Source organism: Propionicimonas sp. T2.31MG-18, assembly GCF_964266745.1.
In the GTDB taxonomy this organism is placed as follows: Bacteria; Actinomycetota; Actinomycetes; order Propionibacteriales; family Propionibacteriaceae; genus Propionicimonas.
The window spans coordinates 140,526-165,599 of sequence record NZ_CAXWGX010000012.1; the positions used below are offsets into that span (position 1 = coordinate 140,526).

A 25,074-nucleotide genomic window follows, 5' to 3' on the forward strand; every position below is an offset into this window, starting at 1 on the left:
ATGCCCGGTGACAAGGGGTGGAAGGAGGACGGATGGCCGGCGACGGGCTGGAGGGCGCGAGGTCGGCGCTGATCGGCGCGGAGCTGGCCGAGACCGCCTCCGAGCGATACCTTCTCGCCCACCTCGCAGCCCTGCGGGTGGCAGCAGCAGTGCTCGCGGCGCGGGCACACGCGGCGTCCGGCGCCCGCCTCCGCAACGCCTGGCAGCTCGTCGCGGAGGTGGCTCCGGAATTCGCGGAGTGGGCTGGCTACTTCGCCGCCGGCCAGCACAAGCGGCAGGCGGTCGCGGCCGGGGCGGTGGCCCTGGTCGCGCACCGGGAGGCCGACGACCTCCTCCGGGACGCGCAGGCGTTCCACGACGAGGTCGCCCGCCGGCTCTCGGCCGGTCGGCGCCGCGGCGCGAGGGAGGCCGGATGAGCGCGCCGTCCGCGCCGGCGCCGGGGCGGGTGGTCATGTGCGTCGACATGGACGCGTTCTACGCGTCCGTGGAACTGCGCCGGCACCCGGAGTGGCGCGACGTGCCGATGTGGGTCGGGGGAGCCGGACGCGGCGTCGTGCTGTCCGCCAACTACCCCGCGCGGGCCTACGGCGTCCGCGGCGGCATGTCGTCGGCCCAGGCGCGGCGGCTGTGCCCGCACGCCGTCTGCGCGCCGCCCGACTTCGACGCCTACACGGAGGTGTCGGACGGGATCGTCGCCATCCTGGAGACGTTCACCGCGCGCGTGGAGTGCGCGTCGATCGACGAGGCCTACCTCGACCTGACCGGGGCGGAGCGCAGCACCGGCACCGCCGTCCGCGTCGGTGAACGGCTGCGCGCGATCGTCCACGACGAGCAGGGCATCTCCTGCTCGGTGGGCATTGGCCCCAACAAGCTGGTCGCGAAGATGGCCACCAATGCCGCGAAGCCGGACGGGCTTCGGGAGGTGGCGCCGCACGAGGTGCTCGGCTTCCTCCATCCCCAGCCGGTCGAGAACCTGGTCGGGGTCGGGGAGAGCACCGCCGCGCGCCTCCGGCCGCTCGGGGTGGTCACCGTGGCCGACCTCGCCGCGCTGCCGCGCGCCGCGCTCCAGCGGGAGTTCGGGCTGCGGGCCGGCGCGCTGCTGGCCGACCTCGCCTGGGGGGTGGATGCCAGCCGGGTGGTCGCCCGACCCGGCGAGCGCGGCGTCGGCAACCAGGAGACCTTCGGACGTGACCTCACCGACAGTGCCCAGGTGCAGGCAGAGCTCCTCCGGCTCGCGGTGAAGGTGGCCTCGCGGATGCGGGCGGCGGAGGTGCTCGGGCGGACAGTGACCCTCCACCTGAGGTTCTCGGACTTCACGACCACGGCGCGCTCGCTCACGCTCGCGGCCCCGTCCGACCTCACCGGGGACGTGTACGGCGCCGCCGTGCGGCTGTACGCAAAACTGCGTCCGGGGCGGCCCGTCCGGCGGGTGGGGATCCGGGTGACGGGACTGGCCGACCGAGGGACGGTCGCGCTCCAGCCCACCCTTGATGCCCCTGACCACGGATGGAGTGATGCCGAGCGGGCCGCAGACGACGTGATCCTGCGGTTCGGGCCGCGGGCGGTGCGTCGCGCGGTGCTCACCCGGCGGGAACGGCCCTGACGGCCGGATCCGGGGGTGCTCGGTTCCGAATTGCCTCGTGCCCGCCTAAACTTGGGCTTGTCCCGTCGGGACCCGTGAACCAGGGAGGCAGCATGGCGCTCTCGGACGAAGAGCAGAAGCTCCTCGACCAGCTGGAAGCTGCGCTCGCGGCCGAAGACCCCAAGCTCGCCAGCGCGCTCCGCGGCACGACCCATCGCTGGGAGCGCCGCCGCGCGATCCTCGCCGGGCTCGGCTTCCTCGTCGGCCTCGCCGCCCTGATCGGGGGCATGCAGGTGCACCCGGCGATCAGCGTGGTCGGCTTCGTCGTCATGCTCGCGGCAGCGGTTCTCGGCGTCACCGCCTGGCAGCAGTCCGCGGACGCGGCCGAAGGCCAGGGCGCGGGCGGCCGTGCGGGGAACCACTCGGAGTTCCTGGGCCGCATGGACGAGCGCTGGCGCCGCAACACCGACGACGGCGCCTGAGCGTCACCGGCCCGGCCGCCACAGCGACCGCGGCCACCACTTCCCGGCGGTGGGCACTGCCCACCGCCTTTCCACTGACCGACTGACCCTCCCGACCAGCGCGGGGAGGGCGTCAGCGGCGGCCGGCTCCCGGTCGTAGCGGCCGCGCTCCACCGTGACCGCCAGGGCCCACAGCGCCTCGCGGCCGTCCTCGTCCAGCCGGGAGCCCAGCAGGGTGGCGACCTGCCGGCTCGTCCCGTCCGGCCACGGCCCGGCGTGGTCGAGCACGACCGCCCGCACCTCCCGCCACGCACGTTCTCCGGCCCTCGCCGGGTCGGCGCCGGGCCTGAGCCGGCTGCGCCGCTGCGCGGCCCGCACCAGCCGCGGGGCGGCACCGAGCACCAGCGCCAGTCCCGCGGCGCCCGCCAGCCAGCCCGGTCCTCCTGCCGCGAGGCCGTCCTGCGCGCCGGCGCCGGGGAGCACGGGCTCGTCGACGGTGGTCGGCGCAGCCGTCGGGACGGTCGGCGTCGGGGCAGAACTGGGGACGGCGCTCGCGCTCGACGTCCCGCCGCCACCGGCGGTGGCGCCACCGGGGGTCGGGTCCACGGGCACCCAGCCCACACCGTTGCCGAAGGAGAGTTCCACCCAGGCGTGCATGTTCCGGGTGGACACCTCCCACCGTTCCCCCCGTTCGGTGCCGGGAAGGAAGCCGACCACGACCCGCGACGGGATGCCGACCGCACGGGCCAGCACGGCCAGCGAGCCGGCGAACTGCTCGCAGTAGCCCGTGCGACTGCCCAGCAGGAAGTCCTCGAGGGTGCCCAGCGTGGTGCCCGGGGCGACGCGGGTGTTGTAGCGGAACGCGTCCGAGCGCAGGAAGGACGCGAGCGCGAGCGCCTTCTCGCCCGCGGTCTCCGCGCCCGCCCGGGTCGTCACCTCCACCGCGAGCCGGCGGACGGAGTCCGGCAGCTCCGGCGGCAGGGCGAGGGTGAGTCCGCCGTCACCCGGCTCGCCGGGTTCGGCCAGCGTCGGCAGCATCGTCTCCAGGCCGGGCAGCCGCGCCGTCCGGGCGGTGTAGGCGAGGTCACGGGTGGCGCTCGCACGACCGTCGCCGACGGCCACGACGGCAAGGGTGCGGGGGTCGTAGCGCCAGTTGTCGCCCGGCACCTGCGCCGCGACCGGGAACCACGGCATCGGCAGGTACTCGCTGGCCAGGTCGCCGACCTCGACGGAGGTCTCGACCGCCTGCGCGCTACCCACCCGCGGCAGGTCCCCGCCGAACTGGAGCGCGACGAGATCGGTCGCCACGAGGTGGAAGCCCTTCTCGTCGAAGGCCGACAGCGCAGCCAGCCGCAGGTACTGGCCCTCCCCGTCCGAGGTCCGGTAGGTCAGGACGGTCCGGTCGGCCGTCGCGTTGATGTTGCGGATGAGGTCGATGCTCGGGTCGCCCAGCTGGACGGTGCCCTGACCGAAGGTGTCGGTCCGGTCGCCGAAGCGCTCGGGGATCGGTTGCGCGGCGAGCACGGCCCCGGCCAGGGCGAGCGTCGTGGCGATCGTGGCCGCGGTCAGCACGCCGCGGCGCCAGCCGGCGGCCGTTGCCTCGTGCGTCCCGGGCGGGCCCGCTGCGGCGTTGCGCGACGCGGTGGCGAGCACCAGGGCGTAGCCGGCGGCCGGGAAGGCGAACAGCGCGGGGCTGGTCTCCGCGTAGATGGCCAGGGTCGGCACCAGGTAGGGCAGCACCAGCACGGGGAACGTCCACGCGGGGGAGGCAAGGCCGACAGCCAGTGTCTCGACCAGCAGGTACAGCACCCACAGCAGCAGCGCGCTGAAGAGGGCGACGCCGGACTGGTACGGCATCGGGGCGAAGGACTCCCGCACGAACTCGGCGGTCTCCGCGTAGAGCGCGAGCGGCTCGGACGCTGCCGGGGCGAGCCACGGCACCAGCGCTGCCGGCAGCAGTTGCACCAGGCGGACGACGACCTCGCCGGAGCCGCCGTGCCGCGCGAGCAGGCCGAGGGCGACGCTGAGGGCGACCAGGGCACCGGCGAGGGCCAGGAAACTGCGGTCCTCGGTGAGCGCGACGATCGGGACGCCCGCCGCCATCGCCGCGACGGCCGAGGCGGCGCTCATCCGGCCGGCCGCGGTCACCGCTCGTCCTCGACGCCGAGCTCGTGCCAGGCCGCGGCGATCGACGTGCCGGGACCGGCGACCACGCACTTCCAGCCCGTCGCGCGCACCGCGTCCGCACTGTTCGCGTCCTCACGGGACCGGGGGACGAGGACGGCCCAGCATGCGCGCCCGTGGCGTCCGGCGTCGGCGAGCGCGTCGAGATCCGCGGCGTCCACCCGGCCTAGGACGGCCACGAGCAGCTGGCCCTCCGCGCCGCGCCCGCTCGCGCCGAGTGCCTCGCGCAGCGAGGGCGCAGGGTCGGTGGCGAGCTCCGCCAGGTGCTCGAGCACCACCTCCTCGCGGCCGGAGCCCAGCCGGTGCGGGCTGAGGAGGCGGCCGTCCGCGGCGACGAGGCCCAGGTCGAACCCGTCGCGAAGGAGGTGGATCGAGACCGAGGCCGCGGCCGAGACCACCCACTCCAGCCGCTCGTCGTGGGCACGGGACGAGTACGCCAGCGCGCGGTTGTCGACCACGACGGTGGCGCTGGGGTCCCAGGCCCGTTCCTCGCGACGGACCATCAGCTGGCCCGTGTGCGCGCTCGAGCGCCAGTGGATCCGCCGCACGTCGTCGCCCTGCTGGTACTCCCTGACCAGCACGTCGTCCGCGCTGCCGAGGCCGGTGCGCAGCAGGGTGGTGTCGGTGGCCTGCCCGACCCCGGACGCCCCGCGCTGGTTGGACAGCGGCTCCACCCGCGGGGTCACCAGGACCTCGGTGCTGCCGCGTGCGGTGAACCGTGCGCGGGCCAGCCCGAGGCCGTCCGCGACACTGCGCTCCACGGGCCCGATCGCGTGCCGCCCCCGGCGGCGCGGACGCAGCTCGTAGCGGACGGACTGCCGCCAGCGGCCCAGGCCGGCGGCGAAGCCGTACCACCGGGCGTCCCCGAGCGCATCCGGCAGCAGGTCGCGCACCCGCGACACCCCGCCGAGGGCGATGCCGCCCGGCTCGAGGAGGAGCTCGACCCGGGCGGTCCCGCCGACGCCCAGCCGGGCGGGACTCACCCGCCGCTGTACGCGGAGGCGCGCGGTGCCGGGCAGGAGGAGGAGCAGGCTCGCCACCGGCAGGAGCGCGAGGAACAGGCCGGGCCACCACAGGTCGCGCTGGCCGACGACGAACGCCACCGCGCACCACGCGACCCCGGCCCCCACCAGGGCCCAGCCGCGGGCGGTCAGGTTCATGTCACCCGCGCCCTGCCGGTACCGGAACGGCCCGCACGGCCGCGGTGACCAGGTCGGAGCCGTCCTGCCCGGAGAGCTGCGACTGGGTGTTCAGCAGCACCCGATGGGCGAGGGTCGGTGCGGCGAGAGCGGAGACGTCGTCGGGGATGACGTAGGCCCGGCCGTCCATCGCCGCGCGGGCCTTCGCGGCACGGAGAAGCTGGAGGCCGGCGCGCGGGGACGCGCCGAGGCGTGTCTGGGGGAGGGCGCGGGTCTGGTTCACGATGGCGACCAGGTACTCCTTGACCGCCGGGTGGACGAACACCGAGCGGACGATGCGGATGGCGCGCATCACCGATTCCGCGTCGGTCACCGGCTGGAGCGGCTCCAGCGGGTCGGACTCCCCGTGGTGGTCGAGCATGGCCACCTCGGCGGCGGGGCTCGGGTAGCCCATCGAGATCCGCAGCAGGAAGCGGTCGCGCTGCGCCTCGGGAAGGGGGTAGGTGCCCTCCATCTCGATCGGGTTCTGGGTGGCGACCACCAGGAAGGGCCGCGGCAGCAGGTGGGTGGTGCCGTCCACGCTGACCCGGCGTTCCTCCATCGCCTCCAGCAGCGCCGACTGGGTCTTCGGCGAGGCGCGGTTGATCTCGTCGCCGATCACGAGGTTCGCGAAGACGCCGCCGGGCTTGAACTCGAAGGAGCGGGTCGACTGGTTGTAGACCGACACCCCGGTGATGTCCGTCGGGAGCAGGTCGGGGGTGAACTGGACGCGGCGCGCGGTGCAGTCGATGGCCTTGGCCAGCGACTTGGCGAGCATGGTCTTGCCGACGCCCGGCACGTCCTCGATCAGCAGGTGGCCCTCGGCGAGCAGCGCGGTGATGGCGAGGTCCACCACCTCGGGCTTGCCCTCGATGACCTGGCCGACGGCCCCGCGGACGGCGCCGGCCAGCGCCAGCACGTCTGCGATCTCGCGCTCGCGTTCGGCGTCCACGTTGCCTCCCCTCTGCCGCTCAACCATAGGCGGCGCCCCCGAAGGCCCGGCAAGGAGGCGGTGGCGGGCGGTGGGGGAAATGGGGACGAATGGGGTGTGCAGTGGAGCAAAGTGGAGTACTGTGGCGCCAAGTGGAGGAGAGTGAAGGGGGAAGGACCCGTGTTCCTGGGCACCTACACCCCCAAGCTCGACGACAAGGGACGGTTCTTCCTGCCCGCGAAGTTCCGTGAGCAGTTGTCGGCCGGCCTGGTCATCACCCGGGCGCAGGATCGCTGCCTGGCGATCTGGCCCACCGAGGCCTTCATGGCCGAGGTGGCCAACTCGGCGAACGGGCCCTCCACGGTCCGCGGGGTGCGGGACTACCAGCGCATGGTGGCCTCGGGCGCCTCGGACGAGCTGCCGGACAGCCAGGGACGGGTCACCGTCCCGCCACCACTGAGGGCCTACGCGGGCCTGATGAAGGAGATCGTCGTGATCGGGGCGTTCAACCGCCTCGAGGTGTGGGACGCGGCGACCTGGGCGGACTACTCGGCAGCACAGGAAGAGGCCTTCGCGGCCTTGGACGAGGGAGCACCTGCGGTGGGCTGACCGCTGTGGGTACCGGCTCGTGCGGTTGCGGCTCCGATCCGGACCGTCGGGTTCCTGGCGCACCTTCCCCGGTGCCAGGCGCCGACGACGGTCCGGCTCGGAACCACGGCGCACGAGCCGTACGGTTCACACGAGGCAGGGCGAGGGTCGAGGCATGGTTCCCACCGACGACGCGAGGGCTACTCACGTACCCGTGCTCGCCGAGCGGATCGTGGAGGTGCTGGCCCCGGCGCTGGCCGCGCCCGGTTCCACCTACGTCGACGGCACCCTCGGGCTGGGCGGCCACGCCGCCCTCATCCTGGACGCGTGCCCGCAGGCACGGCTGGTCGGCATCGACCGTGACCCGGCCGCGCTGGCGGTGGCGGGGGAGCGGCTGGCCCGCTTCGGCGACCGCGTCGCCCTCTTCCGCGCGGTCTACTCCGAGCTTCCCGACGTGCTGGCCCGCGCCGGCCGGCGCCCCGTGCAGGCCGTCCTGCTCGACCTCGGGCTGTCGTCCCTCCAGATCGACCGCCGCGACCGCGGCTTCGCCTACTCGGTGGACGCCCCGCTGGACATGCGCATGGACCCCGACTCCCCGCTCACCGCCGCCACCATCGTGAACACCTGGGCCGCCGCCGACCTGGCGCGGATCCTCCGCGTGCACGGAGAGGAGCGGTTCGCCGAGCGGATCGCGGACCGCATCGTCGCCGCCCGTGCGGACGCGCCCTTCACCAGTTCCGCGCGCCTGGTGCAGGTGATCGCGGACGCGATCCCCGCCGCGGCCCGCAACACCGGTGGCCACCCGGCGAAGCGGACGTTCCAGGCGCTGCGGATCGTCGTCAACGCGGAGCTCGAAGCCCTCGCCGCGGTGCTGCCGGCCGCGCTCGACGCACTGGCGCCCTCCGGCCGGATGGCCGTGCTGGCCTACCACTCCGGGGAGGACCGGATGGTCAAGCGCGCCTTCGCCGCAGCCTCGACCGACCGCGTGCCGGCCGGCGTCCCCGATGTCCCGGCCGCCTACCGGGCCCAGTACACGCTGCTGACCCGGGGTGCGGAGCGCCCCGGGCCCGCGGAGATCCAGGCAAACCCCCGGGCCGCATCCGCACGCCTGCGCGTGATCGCCCGCAACCCCCAGGAGGTGCCCCGATGACCGCCCTGCTCGCCCCCCGTCCCGAGCGATCGCCCCGCCCGTCGCTGCGCCCGGTCGAGCCCCGGCGCCGGCGGATGGCCACCGTCCCGTTCGCGATGGTGGTGGCGCTCGTGCTGGCCGTCGGCATGGTCGCGCTGCTGGTGCTCACCACGGCCCTGCAGGACCAGACGTTCTCGGTGCAGGCCAAGCAGCGCGAGGCCGAGCGGCTGGCCGACCAGCTCTCCGCGCTCCAGGCCCAGCTCGCCGACACCCGCTCTGTGCAGAACCTCGCGGTCGCCGCGCAGCACCTCGGCATGCGGCCGAACCCCTACGGTGCCCAGCTCCAGCTGCCGGACGGCACCGTGGTCGGGACGGCGTCCGCGGTGACGGGCGTGGAGATCCCCGGGGTCCGCTACCTCACCCCCGAGCAGGCCGACGCACAGGTGAAGGCGCTCGCCAAGGCGGAGGCCGAGCGCAAGGCGCGGCTGAAGGCCGAGGCGAAGGCGAAGGCGGAGGCCAAGGCGAAGAAGGAGGCTGAGGCGAGGAAGAAGGCCGAGGCCGAGAAGGCGAAGGAGGACGCGGCGAAGCAGGGGACGCAGCCGTGAGCCGGCCCCTCGACCGCTTCTTTGCCGACCGTGCGCGGTCCGGCAGCTCCCGGAAGCGTCGGGTGAGGCTGCCGCTGGCGCGGTCGGTGGGACGCGTCCGCAGCCTGCTGATCGTCGTGGCCGTGGTGTTCTCCCTCGCCGCGGGACGTGCCGTGCAGGTGCAGGCGATCGACGCCAACAACGTGGCGGCGGAAGCGGCGGACCAGATGACGGTCAGCCACGTGCTGCCCGCGTTCCGCGGGACGATCACCGACCGCAACGGCGAGGTCCTCGCGCAGACCCAGGACACGGTGAAGGTCATCGCGGACGCCCGCCAGATCCGCACGAACGGACGCGGCAGCGCCCCGCTCAGCGATGCCGACCGCGAGGCCGCAGCCGCCGCGCCGGCGAAGATCGCCGCGATCCTCGTGCAGTACCTCGGAGGCGTCCCGGAGGATTACCTGCCTCGCCTCACCGCGAGCGGCACGGGCGAGTCCTACCAGCCCATCCGGCAGAAGGTGCCCGCCGCCACCTACCGCCAGATCATCGCCGCGATGGCGGAGCAGAAGCTCGTCGGCCTGCGGTCGGAGAACCAGCCCACGCGGGTGTACCCCAACGGCGTCCTCGCCGCCAACATCCTCGGCTTCGTCAACGACAACGGGGACGGGGCGAGCGGCCTGGAGTTCGCGCTCGACAAGACCCTGTCCGGCGTCGACGGCAAGGAGGCCTACGAGGACTCCCCGAACGGCCGGATCCCGCTGGGCGACAACGCCCTCGTCGAGCCCGTCAACGGGCTGGACTACCGGCTCACCCTCGACGCCGGCCTGCAGTGGCAGGTCGAGCAGGTGCTCGGCGACCGGATGCGGCTGACCAACGCCACGACCGGGATGGCGATGGTCATGAACCCGAAGACGGGGGAGGTGCTCGCGCTCGCGCAGTACCCGAGCTTCGACCCCAACAACGGCGGCAAGGCCGACCAGAACAACGTCCCGAACCGGGCGGTGACCGACCCGTTCACCCCCGGCAGCGTGCAGAAGACGCTGACCCTGTCCGCACTCATCGACATGGGGCTGATCAAGGACACCGACATCGTCACGGTGCCGGCGAAGGTGCGCTCGGGCGACCAGTACATCCGCGACGCGGAGGATCACGGCAAGATCCGCCTCTACGTGCGCGGCGTCCTGGCGAAGTCGTCCAACATCGGCACGATCCTGCTCTCCCGCAAGGCCAGCAAGCAGGCGCTGCACGACTACTGGGTGAGCTTCGGGCTGGGGAAGAAGACCGGCATCGGCCTCCCCGGCGAGTCCTCGGGCATCCTGCCCGCGGCCGACATGCCCGACTACGCCCGTGACGGCGCGGCCTTCGGCGGCAGCGCGGTCGCGGTCACGATGGTGCAGGAGGCCGCGGCGGTGGCCGCCATCGCGAACAAGGGCGTCTACAACAAGCCGACCCTGATCGCCTCCACCACGAAGGCCGACGGCACGGTGGCCACGCTGCCGCTGGCCGAGCCCCACCGGGTGGTGTCGGAGGAGACGGCCTCGACCATGCTGTCGATGATGGAGACGATGGCGCAGCAGAGCGTCAGCCACACGTTCGACGTTCCCGGCTACCGCGTGGGCGCGAAGACCGGTACCTCCAAGAAGTTCGACACCTCCTGCAACTGCTTCCGGGGCCTGGTCACCTCCACGATCGGCATCGCCCCCGTCGAGGACCCGCAGCTGCTGGTCTACGTCGTGGTCGACAACCCGACCCGTGGCTCGTCCGGCTCCTCGGTGGCCGGTCCGGCGTGGCAGGACATCATGAACATCGCGCTGACCCGCTACGGCGTCCCGCAGACGACCGGCAAGGTGCCGCACCTCCCGGTCTCGCCGGACAAGTTAAGGTGACCGTCCATGACCACCACACCCGCGGTGCTGCGGCCCTCCGCCACCCCGGGGACCCTGCTCGACGACCTGCTGCCGGGATCCGGTCGTGCGGTCGTGACCGGCATCACGCTCGACTCCCGGGGCGTCCTCCCCGGTGACCTGTACGTCGCCCTTCCCGGGCGGACGGTGCACGGCGCGGCCTTCGCCGCCCAGGCCGTCGCCGGCGGGGCCGCGGCCGTCCTGACCGACACCGACGGCGCCGCGCTGCTGGCGGGCATCGGCGTCCCCGTGGCCGTGGTGCCCGACCCGCGGACGGAGATGGCGCGGGTGGCCGCGGACCTCTACGGACGACCCGGGGACCGGCTCGACCTGTTCGGCGTCACCGGGACGGCGGGCAAGACCAGCACGACCTTCCTGCTCGCCGCGGCGCTGTCCGCCGCCGGCCACAGCGTCGGCACGATCGGCACGATCGGGTTCGCCCTCGACGGGCGCCCGCTCGCCTCCGGCCGCACGACGGTCACCACGCCGGAGTCGCCCGACCTCCAGGCGCTGCTCGGGTACCTCGCCGAGCACGGCGCGGACACCGTCGCTATGGAGGTCTCCTCCCACGCCCTTGCCCTGCACCGGGTGGACGAGCTCGTCTTCGACGTGGCCGGGTTCACCAACCTCGGCCGCGACCACCTCGACTTCCACGCCGGCCAGGAGGACTACTTCCAGGCCAAGGCCCGCCTGTTCCGCGACGGCCGCTGCCGGGCGGCCGTGGTCAACACCGACGACGAGTACGGGCGCCGGCTGGCCGCGGAGCTGGCAGCGGGCGCCGTCCCGCTGGCCACGACCGGCAGCACCGGCGACTACCGGGTGACCCGCAGGGAGCCGGCAGCGGACGGCTCCAGCGTGGTCACGCTCGCCACCCCCGGCGGCGAGCGCACCTTCGTGCTCGGGCTGCTCGGGGAGTTCAACGCGCGCAACGCCGCGACCGCCGCCGCGATGCTCGACCTGGCCGGCGTCGACCTCGACGTCGCCCTGCCGGGGCTGGCCACGGCCTTCGTCCCCGGCCGGATGCAGCGGGTGGACCTCGGCCCTGCGGCGCCGGGCGTCGTCGTGGACTTCGCGCACACCCCCGAGGCCGTCACCGCTGCCCTGGAGGGGCTCCCTCCCGGCCGGCGCATCGCGGTGCTCGGCTGCGGCGGCGACCGCGACCAGGCCAAACGCGGACCGATGGGCGCCGCGGCGGCCGCGGCGGCGTCCGTGGTGGTCGTGACCGACGACAACCCCCGCAGCGAGTCGCCGGAGGCGATCCGCCGGGCCGTCCTTGCCGGTGCGCGGGAGGTGGCGGCGTCCTCGGGTGCGCAGGTCCACGACGGGGGGTCCCGTGCGGACGCGATCCGGCTCGCCCTTGGCCTGGCACGTCCCGGGGACTGGGTGGCGGTGCTGGGTAAGGGGCACGAGAGCGGCCAGCAGTTGGCGGACCGGACGATCCCGTTCGACGATGTCCGTGTGGTGACGCAGGCGTGGGCCGAGGTGAGGGGGACGGATGCGTGAGGTGAGCGCCGGCGAACTCGCGGTGATGGCGGGGACGCGGCTGGTCGGCGACCCGGAGGTGGTGGTCGGGCCCGGGGTGGTCGTTGACTCCCGGCTCGCCGGTCCCGGCAGCCTGTTCGTCGCGCTCCCCGGCGAGCACGCGGACGGGCACGACTACGCCGCGCGGGCCGTGGCCGCCGGCGCGTCGGCCGTGCTCGGCACGCGAGAGCTCCCGCTCGCGGTTCCGCAGTTCCTCGCGGACGACGCCGCCGCAGCGCTGGCCGTCCTCGGCACGTCCGTGGTGGCCGAGGCCCTCGGCCACGGCCTGGTGACCATCGGCATCACGGGGTCCTCCGGCAAGACCAGCACCAAGGACCTCGTGGCCCAGGTGCTGGCCGGCGCGGGCGAGACCGTCGCCCCCGTGGGGTCCTTCAACAACGAGATCGGCGTCCCGCTCACGGCCACCCGCGTGGGTCCCTCGACCCGCTTCCTTGTCAGCGAGATGGGTGCGCGCGGGCAGGGCCACATCTCCTGGCTGTGCGGCATCGTCCCGCCCCGGGTCGGCGTGGTGGTGAACGTGGGCCACGCGCACCTGGGCGAGTTCGGCTCCGTGGAGGCGATCGCACAGGCCAAGGGCGAGCTCGTCGAGGCCCTCCCGGCCGACGGCTGGGCGGTGCTCAACGCCGACGACCCGCTCGTCACGCCGATGGCCGGCCGTACCGTCGCGCGCCCGGCTGCGGTCAGCGTCGCGGGCGAGCCGGGGTGGGGCGACCTGCGGGTCTGGGCCTCCGGCGCGGTCGCGGACGGGCTCCAACGTCCCTCGTTCACCCTGCACGCCGACGGCGAGGCCGCCGGTTCCGCACCGGTGCGGCTGCGTGTCTCCGGCTCCCACCAGGTGGGCAACGCCCTCCTGGCCGCAGCCGTCGGACTCACCCAGGGTCTGGCCGTGCCGGACGTCGCGGAGGCGCTGGGACGGGCGGAGGCCCGTTCGCGCTGGCGCATGGAACTGCACGAGCGCTCCGACGGCGTGCTCGTGGTCAACGACGCGTACAACGCCAACCCCGACTCGATGGCAGCGGCCCTGCGGACGCTGGCGTCCCTGCGGCGCCCCGGCGGGGCCCTCGTCGCCGTGCTCGGCGACATGCTGGAGCTCGGGCCGACGGCCGCGGAGCGGCACCGTGAGGCCGGCGCGCTCGCCGCAGGGCTCGGCGTCGACCGGCTCGTCGCGGTCGGTGCCCATGCCGCCGACCTGGCGGCGGGGTTCGGCGGCCCGTCCGTCACCCTGCCCGACCGGGCCGGTGCCGCCGCCGAGGCGGCGCGAGGGCTGGGTCCTGCGGACGTGGTGCTCGTGAAGGCCTCCCGGGGGCTAGCGTTGGAGTCCGTGGCCGAAGAGCTGTCAGCACCGGAAGGCGGACGCGGATGAGGAGCATCCTGCTCGCCGGCGGGATCGGGCTCCTGGGGACCCTGCTCGGCACCCGGTACGCGATCCGCTTCCTGGTCAGCCGCGGCTACGGGCAGTTCATCCGGGACGACGGCCCGACCAGCCACCACACCAAGCGCGGCACGCCCACCATGGGCGGCATCGTGATCATCATCAGCGTCCTGCTCGCGTACACGATCGCCCACCTCGCCACCTGGACCGTCCCGACCGCCACCAGCATGCTCGCCCTCGGGCTGTTCACCGGGCTGGGCCTGGTGGGATTCGCGGACGACTGGATCAAGATCAGCAAGGCCCGCTCGCTGGGCCTGCGGGCCTGGGCGAAGTTCAGCCTCCAGGCGGTGATGGCCGTGGCCTTCGCGGTGCTGTCCTTCCAGTTCCCGGACGCCAGGGGCATCACCCCGGCGAGCCAGTTCGTCTCGTTCCTGCGCGACCTGCCCTGGACCCAGCTCCCGCTGTGGCTGGCCGTGCTGTGGATCGTCTTCCTCGTCGCCGCCTGGTCGAACGCCGCGAACCTCACCGACGGGCTGGACGGGCTGGCGACCGGCGCTGCGGCGATGGCGTTCGCCGCGTACACCTTCGTCAACGTCTGGCAGTACAACCAGTCCTGCGCGTGGGCCGACGCCGGCCCGCTGTGCTACGAGGTGCGCAACCCCCACGACCTGGCGGTGGTCTCGATGGCGCTGGCCGGCGCGTGCTTCGGCTTCCTGTGGTGGAACGCCAGCCCGGCCAAGATCTTCATGGGCGACACCGGGTCGCTGGCGATCGGCGGCGCGCTGGCCGCCATGGCCGTGCTCACCCGCACCGAGCTGCTGATGCCGATCATCGCCGGCCTGTTCGTGATCATCGCCGCCTCCGTCGTGCTCCAGGTGGGCTGGTTCAAGCTCACCAAGGGCAAGCGACTGTTCAAGATGGCGCCGCTGCAGCACCACTTCGAGCTGCTCGGCTGGGCGGAGGTCACGATCACCATCCGGTTCTGGATCATCGCCGGCCTGTCGGCCGCGGCGGGCATCGGCATCTTCTACGCCGAATGGGTGGTGGGCCAGTGAAGCCCTGGCTCGCGACCGCGGACCGACTCTCGCCGTGGCCGCAGGCCCGCGTGCTGGTCGCCGGGCTCGGCACGTCCGGCTTCGCCGCGGCGGACGGGTTGCTCGACCTCGGCGCGCAGGTGCTGGTGCGCGACGAGTCGGAAAGCCCGGCCAACCTCGAGAAGGCCACCGTGCTGGAGATGCTGGACGCCGAGGTGCGGCTGGGCCCCGGCGCCACGGACGAACTCCCCGCCGACGTCGACCTCGTGGTCACCTCGCCCGGCTGGCGCCCGTCCGCGCCCCTGCTGGCGCAGGCGGCGCTGCGGGGGGTCCCGGTGTGGGGAGAGGTCGAACTCGCCTGGCGGATGAGCCGGCCCGACCGTACCGTCCCCTGGCTCGCCGTCACCGGCACCAACGGCAAGACCACAACGGTCGGCATGCTGGAGTCGATGCTCACGGCCGCGGGGCTCCGCACCAGCGCCGTCGGCAACGTCGGACGGCCGATCGTCGAGGCGGTGCTCGACGAGGTCTCCTACGACGTCCTGGCCGTCGAGCTGTCGAGCTTCCAGCTGCACTGGACCCACAGCCTCTCGCTGCACTCGGCCGCCGTCCTGAACCTCGCCCCCGACCACCTCGAGTGGTACGCGGACGCGGCCGGCTGGCCGCCCGGCGCGTCCGACCCGATGGCCGCCTACGCCGCCGACAAGGCCAGGATCTACTCCGGCGTGACGCACTCCTGCGTCTACAACGTCGCCGACCCGGCGACCGAGCACATGGTCGAGGAGGCGGAGGTGGTCGAGGGCGCCCGCGCCATCGGGTTCACCCTCGGCATCCCCGCGCCGTCCATGCTCGGCGTGGTGGACGACCTGCTGGTCGACCGGGCCTTCATCCCGCAGCGGCGCGACTCCGCCGTCGAGATCGCCAAGCTCGCCGACGTCGTCCCCCACGCCCCCCACAACGTGGCGAACGCCCTCGCCGCGGCGGCGCTCGCACGCTCCTTCGGGGTGCCGCCGACGGCCGTGGCGGACGGGCTGCGACGCCTGAAGCTGGGCGACCACCGCATCCAGACCGTCGCGGAGGTGGCCGGGGTGCGGTACGTGGACGACTCCAAGGCCACCAACCCGCACGCCGCCGCGGCCTCGCTGGCCGCCTTCGACCACGTGGTCTGGATCGCCGGCGGGCAGGCGAAGGGGACCAGCTTCGACGACCTCGTCACCGCCGTCGCGCCCAAGCTGCGCGCCGTCGTCGTGCTCGGCGTGGACCGACGGGTGATCGCCGACGCGCTGGCCCGACACGCACCCGAGGTTCCGGTGAACGTGCTCGAGCTCAGCGATCATGGAGCAATGCAGCAGGCGGTCGAGTGGGCGGCGTCCCGGGCGGTGTCCGGCGACGTGGTGCTGCTCGCTCCCGGCTGCGCCAGCAGGGACATGTTCACCGACTACGCGGCCCGCGGCGACGCCTTCGCCGCGGCGGCACGGGCACTCCCCGGATAGGAGGCATGAGAACAAGTGGCGATCCTGACTTCCCCCGCCGTGGATCGCCGCGGAACTGAGCCGGACACCCCCGTGCAGGGACGCCGGCGCAGTCTCGTGGTCGAGTGGCTCGCGCACCCCCAGGCGAGCTTCTTCCTCGTGCTGGTGCCGGCCGTCCTGCTGATGGCCCTCGGCGTGATGATGGTGCTCTCCGCCTCCAGCGTCTACGCGTTCGTGCGGTACGACGACGCCTACTACTTCGTGAAGCGCCAGGCGATCTTCCTCGTCATCGGCGGCGTCGCGGCCTTCGTTCTCGCCCAGCGGTCCCCGAAGCAGCTCAAGGTGATCGCGTGGGGGCTCGTGGTGGCGTCCCTGGTGCTGGAGATGCTCACCTTCAGCCCGCTGGGCTTCTCCAACAACGGCAACACGAACTGGGTCCGGTTCGGCGTCTCGTGGTTCGGCGTGCAGCCCTCGGAGCTGGCGAAGCTCGCCATCGTGATGTGGGGCGCGGACATCTTCGCCCGCAAGTACAAGAGCCTCAGCGACCCCCGCCACCTGCTGATCCCGTTCCTGCCGGTGTCGCTGCTGCTGATCGGCCTCGTCGTGCTCCAGTCCGACCTCGGCACCGGCATCATCATGGGCGCCCTGGTGATGGCGGCCCTGTGGTACGTCGGCGCGTCGTGGAAAGTCATCGGCAGCCTCGTCGGCGGGGTCGCGGTGGTCGTGGGCGGGCTCGTCGTCACCACCCCGTACCGCATGACCCGCATCCTGGGCTTCTTCAACCAGGACATCGACCCGCTCGGCGTCAACCACCAGCCGATCAAGGCGATCTTCGCGCTCGCCTCGGGCGGCTGGTGGGGCCTCGGACTGGGCGCGAGCCGGCAGAAGTGGGGCGGTCTGGTCGAGTCCCACACCGACTACATGCTGGCGGTCATCGGCGAGGAACTCGGCCTGGTGGGGACCCTGATGGTGCTCGCGCTGTTCCTGATCCTCGGCTACGCGGGCTTCCGGATCGCCATGCGTTCCGACATCCGCTTCTGCCGGTACACCGCTGCCGGCATCACCAGCTGGTTCATGATCCAGGCGCTGGTCAACATCGCGGTCGTGCTGCGCATGATGCCGGTCCTCGGCGTCCCGCTGCCGCTGCTGTCGTACGGGGGCTCCGCCCTGATGGCCAACCTGATGGCCCTCGGCGTCCTGCTGGCCTGCGCGCGCCAGGAGCCGCAGTCGCGTGCGTTCCTGCGGCGTCGCGCGCGTCGCGGGGGACAGGCGCTGGTCACCACGGCTGCCGGGCGCGGCTAGATGGCCGTCCGCATCGTGCTGGCCGGCGGCGGGACCGCCGGGCACACCTCGCCCCTGATCGCGACGGCGAACGCGCTGGCCTCGCTCGCCGAGGTGGACATCACCTGCGTCGGTACGCCGAAGGGCCTGGAGTCCCGGGTGATCCCGGAGGCGGGGCTGCGCCTGGAGATGATCCCGCCCGTGCCCCTGCCCCGGCGGCTCACCCCGGAACTCCTCGCCGTCCCCGGACGCCTGGTGCGCGCGGTGCGCGAGGCCGGGGCGATCCTCCGCGCCCACTCCGCCCAGGTGGCCGTCGGCTTCGGCGGCTACGTGTCGCTCCCGGTCTACCTCGCCGCCCGGCGGGCCGGTGTCCCGCTCGTGCTGCACGAGGGGAACGCCGTGCCCGGCCTGGCTAACCGCATCGCGGCCCGGTTCACCCCGCACGTGGTCACGACCTTCGCCGACACCCGGCTGCCGCACGCCGTCCACCTCGGGCTGCCCGTGCGTGCGGGGATCGCCACCCTCGACCGGGCGGCACGGCGCGACAGCGCGCGGCTCGGGTTCGGGCTCCCCGCCGACGGCCCGGTTCTGCTGGTCAGCGGCGGCTCGCAGGGGGCGCGCAGCCTGAACCTCGCCACGGCGGATGCGGCCGGACGACTGCTCGCCGCAGGCATCTCCGTGCTGCACGTGCTCGGGCCGGCCAACCTGACCGAGCAGACCGTGCCCCGCACCGACCCGACGACCGGTGCCGCGTACGTCCCTGTGGGTTACGTGGACGGGATGGAGACCGCCTACGCAGCCGCCGACCTGATGGTGGGCCGGGCCGGCGCGGGAACGGTGATGGAGACGGCGATGACCGGGCTGCCCACGATCTTCGTCCCGCTGCCCCACGGCAACGGCGAGCAGGCACGCAACGCGACCTTCCTGGTGGAGGCCGGGGCCGGGCTGCTCGTCGCGGACGCCGACCTGGACGCCGACCGCCTGGTCCGGGAGGCGACCGCCCTGCTCACCGACCCCGATCGGCTGGCGCGCATGTCGGCGGACTGCCGGCGGCTCGTCCCGGCGGACGCGTCCGCCGCGCTGGCCAGGTTGGTGCTCGAGGTCGCCGAGCGGCGACACTGAACCCATGCTGATCGAACCCGTGCCGCTGGTGCCGGTCGCCGACCTGGGGGCCGTGCACTTCATCGCGATCGGCGGCGCCGGGATGAGCGGGGTCGCCGCGATGTACGCCCGCCTGGGGGTGCCGGTGACCGGGAGCGACCAGGCCGACTCCGCGACGCTCGCAGAGTTGCGGGCCCTGGGCATCGGCACGTTCGTGGGCCACGACGCGTCCCAGCTGGGGGACGCGCGCACCGTCGTGGTGTCGTCCGCGGTCCGCGAGACCAACCCCGAGCTCGCCGAGGCCCGGCGACGTGGCCTGCGGGTGTGGCACCGCAGCGCGGCCCTGGCCGCCCTGATGCTGGGGCGGACGGGCGTCGCCGTGACCGGCACGCACGGCAAGACCACGACCTCGGCGATGACCGCGACGATCCTCGCCGGCGCGGGCGCCGACCCGAGCTGGGTCGTGGGCGCCCCGCTGGCCGCGACCGGGCGGGCGTGGCACCTGGGCGCCGGCGCGCCGTTCGTCGTCGAGGCCGACGAGAGCGACGGGTCGTTCCGCCAGTACCCGGCCGGTGTCGTGGTGATCACCAATGTCGAGGCCGACCACCTGGACAACTGGGGCACGCCGCAGGCCTACGCCGACGGGTTCGTCGCGCTGGCCACCTCCGGCGCGGTGGAGACAGTGGTGATCAGCGCCGACGACCCGGGAGCCGTGGCGATCACGCCGGCGATCAGGGCGTCCGGGCGCACCGTGGTCACCTTCGGGGAGTCGGCCGGGGCGGACGTGCGGCTGGTGTCTGCGGAGTTCCCGCCGGCGGGCGCGAGGGCGGTGCTCCAGGCGGCGGGGGACGTGGGCGAGGTGGTCCTCGCCGTCCCCGGGCGCTACAACCTGCACAACGTCGCAGCGGCGTACGCCGCCGGACGGGCGCTGGGACTGCCCGGCCCCGACCTCCGCGCCGCGGCGGCGGCGTTCCGCGGCACCGCACGGCGCTTCCAGCCCGTCGGTGAGGTGGCCGGCGTCCGCATCTTCGACGACTACGCGCACCACCCGACCGAGGTGGCCGCCACCCTCACCGCCGCGCGCGGGCTGGTCGGCACCGGTCGGCTGGTCGCCTGCTTCCAGCCGCACCTGTTCACCCGCACCCGCGACTTCGCCGCAGAGTTCGGCGCCGCCCTCGCCCTGGCCGACGAGGTGCTCGTCCTGGGCATCTATCCCGCGCGCGAGGACCCCCTCCCCGGGGTCACCGGCCGGCTGGTGGCCGACGCCGCCGGGCACTCGGCGCCCGGGCGGGTCCACTACGTCGAGGCGCTCGCAGGGGCCGCGCCCGCGCTGGCGTCCCTGGTACGCCCCGGTGACCTCGTCGTGACCCTCGGGGCGGGTGACGTGACCCGGGTCGGCCCGGCGCTGGCCGGGCTCCTGGAGCCGCAGCGGTGAGCCAGGTCAGCGACGCCACCGCCCGGCTGGAGCTCCGCCGCAGGGGCGACCGGCGCCGGCGGTGGGTGCGCTGGCTCGTGCTGGCGCTCGTCCTGCTGCTGGTCGTCGGCGCGGGCTACCTGGTCGGTTTCTCCCCGGTGCTCGCCGCCAGGGCGGTGAGCGTGTCCGGCGTGCACCGGCTGAGCAAGGCCGAGGTCGTGGCCGCGGCGGGTGTCGGGATCGGCACCCCGCTGGTGCGCGTCGACACCGGGGCTGTGGCCGAGCGGGTGGCGGGCCTGCCGCCGGTCGCGGGTGTGACGGTGACCCGCGAGTGGCCGGGCACGGTGAGGATCGCCGTCACCGAACGCGCGCCACGGCTGGCGATCCCCGCGGGCGGGGGCTACCTGGTCGCCGACGCCACCGGGGTGGTCTTCGAGGCGGTGCGCACCGCCCCGTCCGGGCTGGTGGTTGTGGACGCGGACCCCGCGGACCAGCAGGTGCTCGTCGACGTCGGCACGGTGTTCTCCGCGCTCAGCCCGAAGACCGCGGCCACGGTGAACCGCCTGGCCGCGCCGAGCAGGGACGGCATCGAGCTGCGTCTGGACGGCGGGGTGCGGGTGGTCTGGGGGAGCGCGGAGGACTCGGCGCTGAAGAGCCAGGTGCTCGACGCCCTGCTCCCGCTCGGCGGAACGGAGTTCAACGTGTCCGCACCCGCCTTCCCGACACGGCGTTAGGCCTTCTCGGGCAACCCTGAACCCGTACTTGAGGGACACGCCGGGGGGCCGGGCAATCTTGGACAACCCCGAAACCCGTTGCCTAGCCTTGGGCTCACGCCGAAGCAGTGTGCCCTTCCCCGTTCACCTTCGTCGGTTCATGCCGTGTGAGCGGCCCAGGCTCGGAGCATAAAGGTGGGTTTCGTGGGAACTGCGTCCCAGAACTATCTCGCCATCATCAAGGTGGTCGGCGTCGGCGGCGGTGGCGTGAACGCCGTGAACCGCATGATCGAGGCAGGCCTCCGCGGGGTCGAGTTCATCGCGGTCAACACCGATGCGCAGGCGCTGCTGATGAGCGACGCCGACGTCAAGCTCGACATCGGCCGTGACCTCACCCGGGGCCTCGGCGCTGGCGCCGACCCGGCCAAGGGCCGCCAGGCCGCCGAGGACCACGCCGACGAGATCGAGGAGGTGCTCAAGGGCGCCGACATGGTCTTCGTGACCGCGGGTGAGGGCGGCGGCACCGGCACCGGCGGCGCTCCCGTCGTCGCGCGGATCGCACGCTCGCTGGGCGCCCTGACGATCGGTGTGGTCACCCGTCCGTTCAGCTTCGAGGGACGCCGCCGCGCGAGCCAGGCCGAGGACGGGATCACCGGCCTGCGCGAAGAGGTCGACACCCTCATCGTGATCCCCAACGACAAGCTGCTGGAGATGACCGACCACCACGTGGCGATCCTCGACGCGTTCCGGCAGGCCGACCAGGTGCTGATGCAGGGCGTGTCCGGTATCACCGACCTGATCACGACGCCCGGCCTGATCAACCTCGACTTCGCCGACGTGAAGGCGGTCATGTCCAACGCCGGCTCAGCGCTGATGGGCATCGGCTCCGCCCGCGGGGAGGACCGTGCCCGGGCTGCCGCGGAGATGGCCGTCTCCTCGCCCCTGCTCGAGGCGAGCATCGACGGCGCGCACGGCGTGCTGCTGTCGATCGCCGGCGGCTCCGACCTCGGCCTGTTCGAGGTGTCCGCCGCGGCGAACCTCATCGAGGCCGCGGCCCACGAGGACGCCAACATCATCTTCGGCACGGTGATCGACGACGCCCTCGGCGACGAGGTGCGCGTCACGGTGATCGCCGCCGGGTTCGACGGCGGCCAGCCGCCGCGCAAGGTCCAGGCCCGTCCCGAGGTGCGTCGTCCCGAGGTCGCGGCTCCCCGGCCCCCGGCACCGGCGGCGCCGCCCGCGGCGGAGGAGCCGGTCGCTGCGCCGGAGCCGGTGGCCCGCCCGGCCGTGCGGCCGGTGGCGCCGGCCGAAGCCGGTGACGACGAACTGGACGTGCCGGACTTCCTGAAGTAGTCCCGCGCGTTGTTCAGCTTCCGCAACGACCCCGGCGCCGACGGCGCCGGGGTCGCGTGCTGCGACGCGGTGGCGCCGGACGGAGGGACGCTCGACCTGAGCCTCGGCGTGCCCGACGGCTGGCGAGCGGCCGGCTGGGACCTGGTCGAGGCCGAGCTGGGGGTCCCCGCGTTCAACGCCTACCAGGTGCACGGGACGCGGGTCGTGCACGTCGGCCCCGCCTCGGACCCCCGGCAGGTCGCGGAGGAGCACGCCGACGCGCTGGTCACGACCGTGCGGGGCGTCGCGCTCGCCGTCCGCGCCGCCGACTGCCTGCCGGTGTTGTTCGCCGACCCCGACGCCGGGGTCGCCGGGGCGGCCCACGCCGGACGGGTGGGGCTGGGCGCGGGCGTCCTCGACGCCACGCTGGACGCGATGGCCGCGCTGGGGGCCACCCGGATCACGGCCTGGATCGGGCCGCACATCTGCGGGGCCTGCTACGAGGTGCCCGAGGAGTTGAGGGACAGCTTCGCCGCCACCCACCCCGCGGCCAGGGCCACCACGAGCTGGGGCACCCCGAGCATCGACCTGGGCGCGGCGGCCTCCGAGCAGCTGGCCGGTCGGGGGTGCGTCGTCGTCCGGGTGGACCCGTGCACGCGCACGACACCGTCCCTGCACTCCTACCGTCGTGACGGGCAGGGCTCCGGCCGCCAGGCCGGGCTGGTCTGGCTCCCCTGACCCGGACGTACGCCCAGACACCCGGGCGGCGCGGGGCGTGGCTCCCGGATTCCGGGCCGGGCCGCGGTTAGCATCGACGGGACTGGTGAGAAAGGCGAAACGATGGCTGATCGGTTCAAGAAGGCTGCCGTGTGGCTCGGCCTGGTCTCGGACAACGACTACGCCGAGGTCGAGCCTGGCGCGGAGGACGTGACCGAGCAGGTGCTCGACCGCAGGGACGCCGAGCAGAAGCCGGCCGCGGCGACCGTGACCGAGCTGGAGACCCGCCGCCCGCAGCGCGACCACCCGCGGGTCGCCGACATCAACCGGATCATCACCGTGCACCCGCGCACCTACAACGAGGCGCGCACCATCGGGGAGAACTTCCGCGACGGCGTGCCGGTGATCATGAACCTCGGCGAGATGGAGGAGGCCGACGCCAAGAGGCTGGTCGACTTCTCCGCCGGCCTGATCTTCGGGTTGCGTGGCAGCATTGAACGCATCACCAGCAAGGTGTTCCTGCTCTCGCCTCACAACGTCACGGTGGCCGCGGAGGACAAGGAGCGCCTGGCCGGGGGTTTCTTCAACCAGTCGTGAAAGGTGTGCCGGATGGGCCTGGTCGGTTTCCTCATCCACTGGGCCCTGCTGGCGTTCCTCGCACTGCTGACCGTGCGCGCCGTCCTCGGGTGGGTCCCGCTGTTCGTCCGGGGCTGGGAGCCCCGAGGGGTTGTGCGCGTGGTGGCCGAGTTCGTGCTCACGCTGACCGACCCGCCGCTGCGGTTGCTGCAGCGCGTCCTGCCGCCCGTGCGGCTCGGCGGAGTGCAGGTCGACACCGCCTTCAGCGTGCTCTACATCGCGGTGCTGGTCCTGCTGCGATGGCTCCCGAGTTGAGTCTTGACCTCTGGTTTACCCCTGCCGACGCGTCGGTGGTGGTTCTTGGACTCCGCAAACTGTTCCCATTAGCCTGAGAGCGCCCTGTCGGGGCCGAGCAATCGGACCCCGTCCCGATCACGTGAGGTGAGCAATGACCCTGACCCTCGAGCAGGTCCGCCAGACCCGCTTCCACCTGGCCCGGCGGAACGGCTACGAACCCGTTGACGTCGACGCCTTCGTCGACAAGGTCGAGGCAACGCTCAGCCAGTTGACCGAGGAGAACGCCACCCTCAAGCAGCAGGTGGAGGCGCTCAGCTCGAGCGAGCCGTCCAGCATCTTCGTCCCCGGCGACTCCGCGGAGGCCGACCAGCTGAAGTCCGACCTGCGGGGCCGCCAGGCCGAGCTCGAGGGCGCCAAGGGCGAGCTCGCCGGCAAGCTCGAGGAACTCGGCCAGCGCACGCAGGAGCTCGAGCAGGCCCGGAGCGAACTCGCCTCCGCCCAGGCCGAGCTGGACGCGCTCCGCGGCCAGGTCGCGCAGCTCCAGCAGCAGGCGGCCGCGCCAGAGGAGGCGCCCTCGACGCCACTGGGCAAGGTCGAGAACATCGTCGTCACCAGCTCCGCAGAGGCGTCGCCCGCGGTCACCCGGCTGCTGCAGATGGCCACCGAGCAGGCCGAGCGCCTCGTCGGCGAGTCGCAGGTCGAGGCCCAGCGCATCGTGTCCTCCGCGCGCGCCGAGGCGGAGAGCGTCATCGACAACGCCAACAAGAAGGCCCACGAGACCCTGACCGACGCCCGCACGCGCGCCGACCGGATCGAGTCCGAGGCCCGCGTGAACGCAGAGAGGGTCACCAACGACGCCCAGTCCCGTGCGGACGCCGTCAACGGCGAGGCCGACGCCCGTCGCGCCGAGCTGTTCACCGCCCTTGAGCAGGAGCGGGACGTGCTGCGCGGCAAGGTCGACCACCTGCGCAGCTTCGAGGCCTCCTTCCGCAACAACATGGCGAGCCACCTGCAGAGCCAGATCAAGGCCCTCACCGAGGCGGCGATCGAGCCCGGCGACACCCCGGCCATCCTCGACGAGCCGGCGCCGGAGTCCGCGACCCCGCGCCTCGACGCGCTGCTCAACGAAGGCAACTGACACCGGCGGACCGCGCCCGCCGGTGGCGTCCGGCGATTCGGTCTGGCACGCGGTGGGCAGGTGGTACTCTCCCTGCTCAAGCATCGGCAGGAGGAGTGTTGCGATGGCGTCAGCACGCACCAGTGAGAACGAGAAAGTCGTAGGCAGGGTCGTCTCGTTCCCGGTTGCCGAGGGCGAGGATCCCTGGACCGAGGAGGAGATCGAGGAGATCCGCCAGGAGCTCCTCGCCGACATCGCGCGCATGGAGCGGGCGATCGAGGTGGCCGAGGCCGGCCTGGCCGACCTCTTCGAGGAGGGCTCCGACGGAGCGGGCCGCGATCCGGCCGACGTGGGCTCGTCCAACTTCGAGCGGGACCAGGAGATGTCGCTGGCCCAGAACGCGCGCGACATGCTGGAGCAGGCCCAGCTGGCCTACCGCCTGTTCGAGGCCGGCAACTACGGCTCCTGCGAGTCGTGCGGCCAGCCGATCGGCAAGGACCGGCTCCAGGTGTTCCCGCGCGCGACGATGTGCGTCACCTGCAAGCAGCGGGAGGAACGGCGATAG

General features: G+C 73.5%; 24 protein-coding genes. 21 read left to right on the forward strand and 3 right to left on the reverse strand.

The features are described from left to right. Nucleotides 1-32 precede the first annotated feature (32 nt). The 3 genes from ACFQQJ_RS05570 (at nt 33) to ACFQQJ_RS05580 (ending at nt 2,064) form a co-directional block, all read left to right on the forward strand. Nucleotides 33-416 carry an SAV_6107 family HEPN domain-containing protein gene (locus ACFQQJ_RS05570; protein ID WP_377104935.1) on the forward strand — a complete coding sequence of 128 codons (384 nt, stop codon included), beginning with the start codon at nt 33-35 and terminating at the stop codon, nt 414-416. Beyond that, entirely contained in the window at nt 413-1,603 is a 1,191-nt protein-coding gene (gene dinB / locus ACFQQJ_RS05575; protein ID WP_377104937.1) for a DNA polymerase IV, read from the forward strand. Before ACFQQJ_RS05570 ends, dinB begins: the two co-directional genes overlap by 4 nt. A gap of 92 nt (nt 1,604-1,695) precedes the next feature. Then, nucleotides 1,696-2,064 carry a DUF3040 domain-containing protein gene (locus tag ACFQQJ_RS05580; protein ID WP_377104939.1) on the forward strand — a complete coding sequence of 123 codons (369 nt, stop codon included), beginning with the start codon at nt 1,696-1,698 and terminating at the stop codon, nt 2,062-2,064. 3 nt (nt 2,065-2,067) lie between these two features. Here the strand turns inward: ACFQQJ_RS05580 and ACFQQJ_RS05585 are convergent, their stop codons facing one another. From ACFQQJ_RS05585 to ACFQQJ_RS05595, 3 genes are read right to left on the reverse strand one after another with little or no spacing between them, the layout of a single operon-like run. Further along, nucleotides 2,068-4,191 carry a transglutaminaseTgpA domain-containing protein gene (locus tag ACFQQJ_RS05585; protein WP_377104941.1) on the reverse strand — a complete coding sequence of 708 codons (2,124 nt, stop codon included), beginning with the start codon at nt 4,189-4,191 and terminating at the stop codon, nt 2,068-2,070. Further along, nucleotides 4,188-5,387, reverse strand: a complete 1,200-nt coding sequence (locus ACFQQJ_RS05590; protein ID WP_377104943.1) for a DUF58 domain-containing protein — start codon at nt 5,385-5,387, stop codon at nt 4,188-4,190. Before ACFQQJ_RS05590 ends, ACFQQJ_RS05585 begins: the two co-directional genes overlap by 4 nt. Before the next feature lies 1 nt (nt 5,388). Further along, nucleotides 5,389-6,384, reverse strand: a complete 996-nt coding sequence (locus tag ACFQQJ_RS05595) for an AAA family ATPase (RefSeq protein ID WP_377104945.1) — start codon at nt 6,382-6,384, stop codon at nt 5,389-5,391. A 132-nt stretch (nt 6,385-6,516) separates the two neighbouring features. Here ACFQQJ_RS05595 and mraZ point away from each other — a divergent pair, with 132 nt between their 5' ends. The 18 genes from mraZ (at nt 6,517) to ACFQQJ_RS05685 (ending at nt 25,074) form a co-directional block, all read left to right on the forward strand. Beyond that, nucleotides 6,517-6,945 (forward strand): division/cell wall cluster transcriptional repressor MraZ, encoded by a 429-nt coding sequence (gene mraZ, locus ACFQQJ_RS05600; RefSeq protein WP_377104947.1) that lies wholly within the window; start codon nt 6,517-6,519, stop codon nt 6,943-6,945. A 154-nt stretch (nt 6,946-7,099) separates the two neighbouring features. Continuing rightward, nucleotides 7,100-8,074 carry a 16S rRNA (cytosine(1402)-N(4))-methyltransferase RsmH gene (gene rsmH, locus ACFQQJ_RS05605; protein ID WP_377104949.1) on the forward strand — a complete coding sequence of 325 codons (975 nt, stop codon included), beginning with the start codon at nt 7,100-7,102 and terminating at the stop codon, nt 8,072-8,074. After that, the gene (locus tag ACFQQJ_RS05610) at nt 8,071-8,658 is read left to right on the forward strand and encodes a hypothetical protein (protein ID WP_377104951.1); all 588 of its coding nucleotides are present in this window, start codon (nt 8,071-8,073) and stop codon (nt 8,656-8,658) included. The genes rsmH and ACFQQJ_RS05610 overlap by 4 nt, the downstream gene beginning before the upstream one ends. A 62-nt stretch (nt 8,659-8,720) precedes the next feature. Beyond that, nucleotides 8,721-10,523 (forward strand): peptidoglycan D,D-transpeptidase FtsI family protein, encoded by a 1,803-nt coding sequence (locus ACFQQJ_RS05615; protein WP_377104953.1) that lies wholly within the window; start codon nt 8,721-8,723, stop codon nt 10,521-10,523. Nucleotides 10,524-10,529: 6 nt separating this feature from the next. Beyond that, on the forward strand, nt 10,530-12,044 hold the full coding sequence (locus tag ACFQQJ_RS05620; protein WP_377104955.1) for a UDP-N-acetylmuramoyl-L-alanyl-D-glutamate--2,6-diaminopimelate ligase: 1,515 nt from the start codon (nt 10,530-10,532) through the stop codon (nt 12,042-12,044). Then, nucleotides 12,037-13,446 carry a UDP-N-acetylmuramoyl-tripeptide--D-alanyl-D-alanine ligase gene (gene murF / locus ACFQQJ_RS05625; RefSeq protein WP_377104957.1) on the forward strand — a complete coding sequence of 470 codons (1,410 nt, stop codon included), beginning with the start codon at nt 12,037-12,039 and terminating at the stop codon, nt 13,444-13,446. The genes ACFQQJ_RS05620 and murF overlap by 8 nt, the downstream gene beginning before the upstream one ends. Then, nucleotides 13,443-14,510, forward strand: a complete 1,068-nt coding sequence (gene mraY, locus ACFQQJ_RS05630; protein WP_377104959.1) for a phospho-N-acetylmuramoyl-pentapeptide-transferase — start codon at nt 13,443-13,445, stop codon at nt 14,508-14,510. The genes murF and mraY overlap by 4 nt, the downstream gene beginning before the upstream one ends. Next, nucleotides 14,492-15,982, forward strand: coding sequence for a UDP-N-acetylmuramoyl-L-alanine--D-glutamate ligase (murD, locus tag ACFQQJ_RS05635; RefSeq protein WP_377104961.1), 1,491 nt, complete (start codon nt 14,492-14,494; stop codon nt 15,980-15,982). Before mraY ends, murD begins: the two co-directional genes overlap by 19 nt. 15 nt (nt 15,983-15,997) lie before the next feature. Continuing rightward, a complete protein-coding gene (ftsW, locus tag ACFQQJ_RS05640) occupies nt 15,998-17,263 on the forward strand; it encodes a putative lipid II flippase FtsW (RefSeq protein WP_377104963.1) in 1,266 nt (421 codons plus the stop codon). Next, nucleotides 17,264-18,364 carry a glycosyltransferase gene (locus ACFQQJ_RS05645; protein WP_377104965.1) on the forward strand — a complete coding sequence of 367 codons (1,101 nt, stop codon included), beginning with the start codon at nt 17,264-17,266 and terminating at the stop codon, nt 18,362-18,364. A gap of 4 nt (nt 18,365-18,368) precedes the next feature. Then, nucleotides 18,369-19,778: a UDP-N-acetylmuramate--L-alanine ligase gene (murC, locus tag ACFQQJ_RS05650; protein WP_377104967.1), complete on the forward strand. Its 1,410-nt coding sequence runs from the start codon at nt 18,369-18,371 to the stop codon at nt 19,776-19,778. Next, entirely contained in the window at nt 19,775-20,491 is a 717-nt protein-coding gene (locus tag ACFQQJ_RS05655; protein ID WP_377104969.1) for a cell division protein FtsQ/DivIB, read from the forward strand. Before murC ends, ACFQQJ_RS05655 begins: the two co-directional genes overlap by 4 nt. Before the next feature lie 183 nt (nt 20,492-20,674). After that, a complete protein-coding gene (gene ftsZ / locus ACFQQJ_RS05660) occupies nt 20,675-21,823 on the forward strand; it encodes a cell division protein FtsZ (protein WP_377104971.1) in 1,149 nt (382 codons plus the stop codon). Between the two features lie 9 nt (nt 21,824-21,832). Beyond that, nucleotides 21,833-22,540 (forward strand): polyphenol oxidase family protein, encoded by a 708-nt coding sequence (locus ACFQQJ_RS05665; RefSeq protein WP_377104973.1) that lies wholly within the window; start codon nt 21,833-21,835, stop codon nt 22,538-22,540. A gap of 102 nt (nt 22,541-22,642) precedes the next feature. Further along, nucleotides 22,643-23,116 carry a cell division protein SepF gene (locus tag ACFQQJ_RS05670; RefSeq protein ID WP_377104975.1) on the forward strand — a complete coding sequence of 158 codons (474 nt, stop codon included), beginning with the start codon at nt 22,643-22,645 and terminating at the stop codon, nt 23,114-23,116. 12 nt (nt 23,117-23,128) lie between these two features. Beyond that, complete coding sequence (locus ACFQQJ_RS05675) at nt 23,129-23,410, forward strand: YggT family protein (protein WP_377104977.1); 282 nt, start codon at nt 23,129-23,131, stop codon at nt 23,408-23,410. A 133-nt stretch (nt 23,411-23,543) separates the two neighbouring features. Then, entirely contained in the window at nt 23,544-24,530 is a 987-nt protein-coding gene (locus tag ACFQQJ_RS05680) for a DivIVA domain-containing protein (RefSeq protein WP_377104979.1), read from the forward strand. A 103-nt stretch (nt 24,531-24,633) separates the two neighbouring features. Next, entirely contained in the window at nt 24,634-25,074 is a 441-nt protein-coding gene (locus tag ACFQQJ_RS05685; RefSeq protein ID WP_377104981.1) for a TraR/DksA family transcriptional regulator, read from the forward strand.

Excerpts from the sequence above, each read along its gene's own strand:
- dinB (WP_377104937.1), top strand. The coding sequence starts at position 413 with ATGAGCGCGCCGTCCGCGCCGGCGCCGGGGCGGGTGGTCATGTGCGTC.
- ACFQQJ_RS05680 (WP_377104979.1), top strand. The coding sequence starts at position 23,544 with ATGACCCTGACCCTCGAGCAGGTCCGCCAGACCCGCTTCCACCTGGCC.
- rsmH (WP_377104949.1), top strand. The coding sequence starts at position 7,100 with ATGGTTCCCACCGACGACGCGAGGGCTACTCACGTACCCGTGCTCGCC.
- ACFQQJ_RS05620 (WP_377104955.1), top strand. The coding sequence starts at position 10,530 with ATGACCACCACACCCGCGGTGCTGCGGCCCTCCGCCACCCCGGGGACC.
- ACFQQJ_RS05580 (WP_377104939.1), top strand. The coding sequence starts at position 1,696 with ATGGCGCTCTCGGACGAAGAGCAGAAGCTCCTCGACCAGCTGGAAGCT.
- ACFQQJ_RS05590 (WP_377104943.1), bottom strand. The coding sequence starts at position 5,387 with ATGAACCTGACCGCCCGCGGCTGGGCCCTGGTGGGGGCCGGGGTCGCG.
- ACFQQJ_RS05675 (WP_377104977.1), top strand. The coding sequence starts at position 23,129 with ATGGGCCTGGTCGGTTTCCTCATCCACTGGGCCCTGCTGGCGTTCCTC.
- ACFQQJ_RS05670 (WP_377104975.1), top strand. The coding sequence starts at position 22,643 with ATGGCTGATCGGTTCAAGAAGGCTGCCGTGTGGCTCGGCCTGGTCTCG.
- ACFQQJ_RS05645 (WP_377104965.1), top strand. The coding sequence starts at position 17,264 with ATGGCCGTCCGCATCGTGCTGGCCGGCGGCGGGACCGCCGGGCACACC.
- ACFQQJ_RS05610 (WP_377104951.1), top strand. The coding sequence starts at position 8,071 with ATGACCGCCCTGCTCGCCCCCCGTCCCGAGCGATCGCCCCGCCCGTCG.
- murF (WP_377104957.1), top strand. The coding sequence starts at position 12,037 with ATGCGTGAGGTGAGCGCCGGCGAACTCGCGGTGATGGCGGGGACGCGG.
- murD (WP_377104961.1), top strand. The coding sequence starts at position 14,492 with ATGGGTGGTGGGCCAGTGAAGCCCTGGCTCGCGACCGCGGACCGACTC.
- ACFQQJ_RS05595 (WP_377104945.1), bottom strand. The coding sequence starts at position 6,384 with ATGGTTGAGCGGCAGAGGGGAGGCAACGTGGACGCCGAACGCGAGCGC.
- ACFQQJ_RS05685 (WP_377104981.1), top strand. The coding sequence starts at position 24,634 with ATGGCGTCAGCACGCACCAGTGAGAACGAGAAAGTCGTAGGCAGGGTC.
- ACFQQJ_RS05570 (WP_377104935.1), top strand. The coding sequence starts at position 33 with ATGGCCGGCGACGGGCTGGAGGGCGCGAGGTCGGCGCTGATCGGCGCG.
- murC (WP_377104967.1), top strand. The coding sequence starts at position 18,369 with ATGCTGATCGAACCCGTGCCGCTGGTGCCGGTCGCCGACCTGGGGGCC.
- mraY (WP_377104959.1), top strand. The coding sequence starts at position 13,443 with ATGAGGAGCATCCTGCTCGCCGGCGGGATCGGGCTCCTGGGGACCCTG.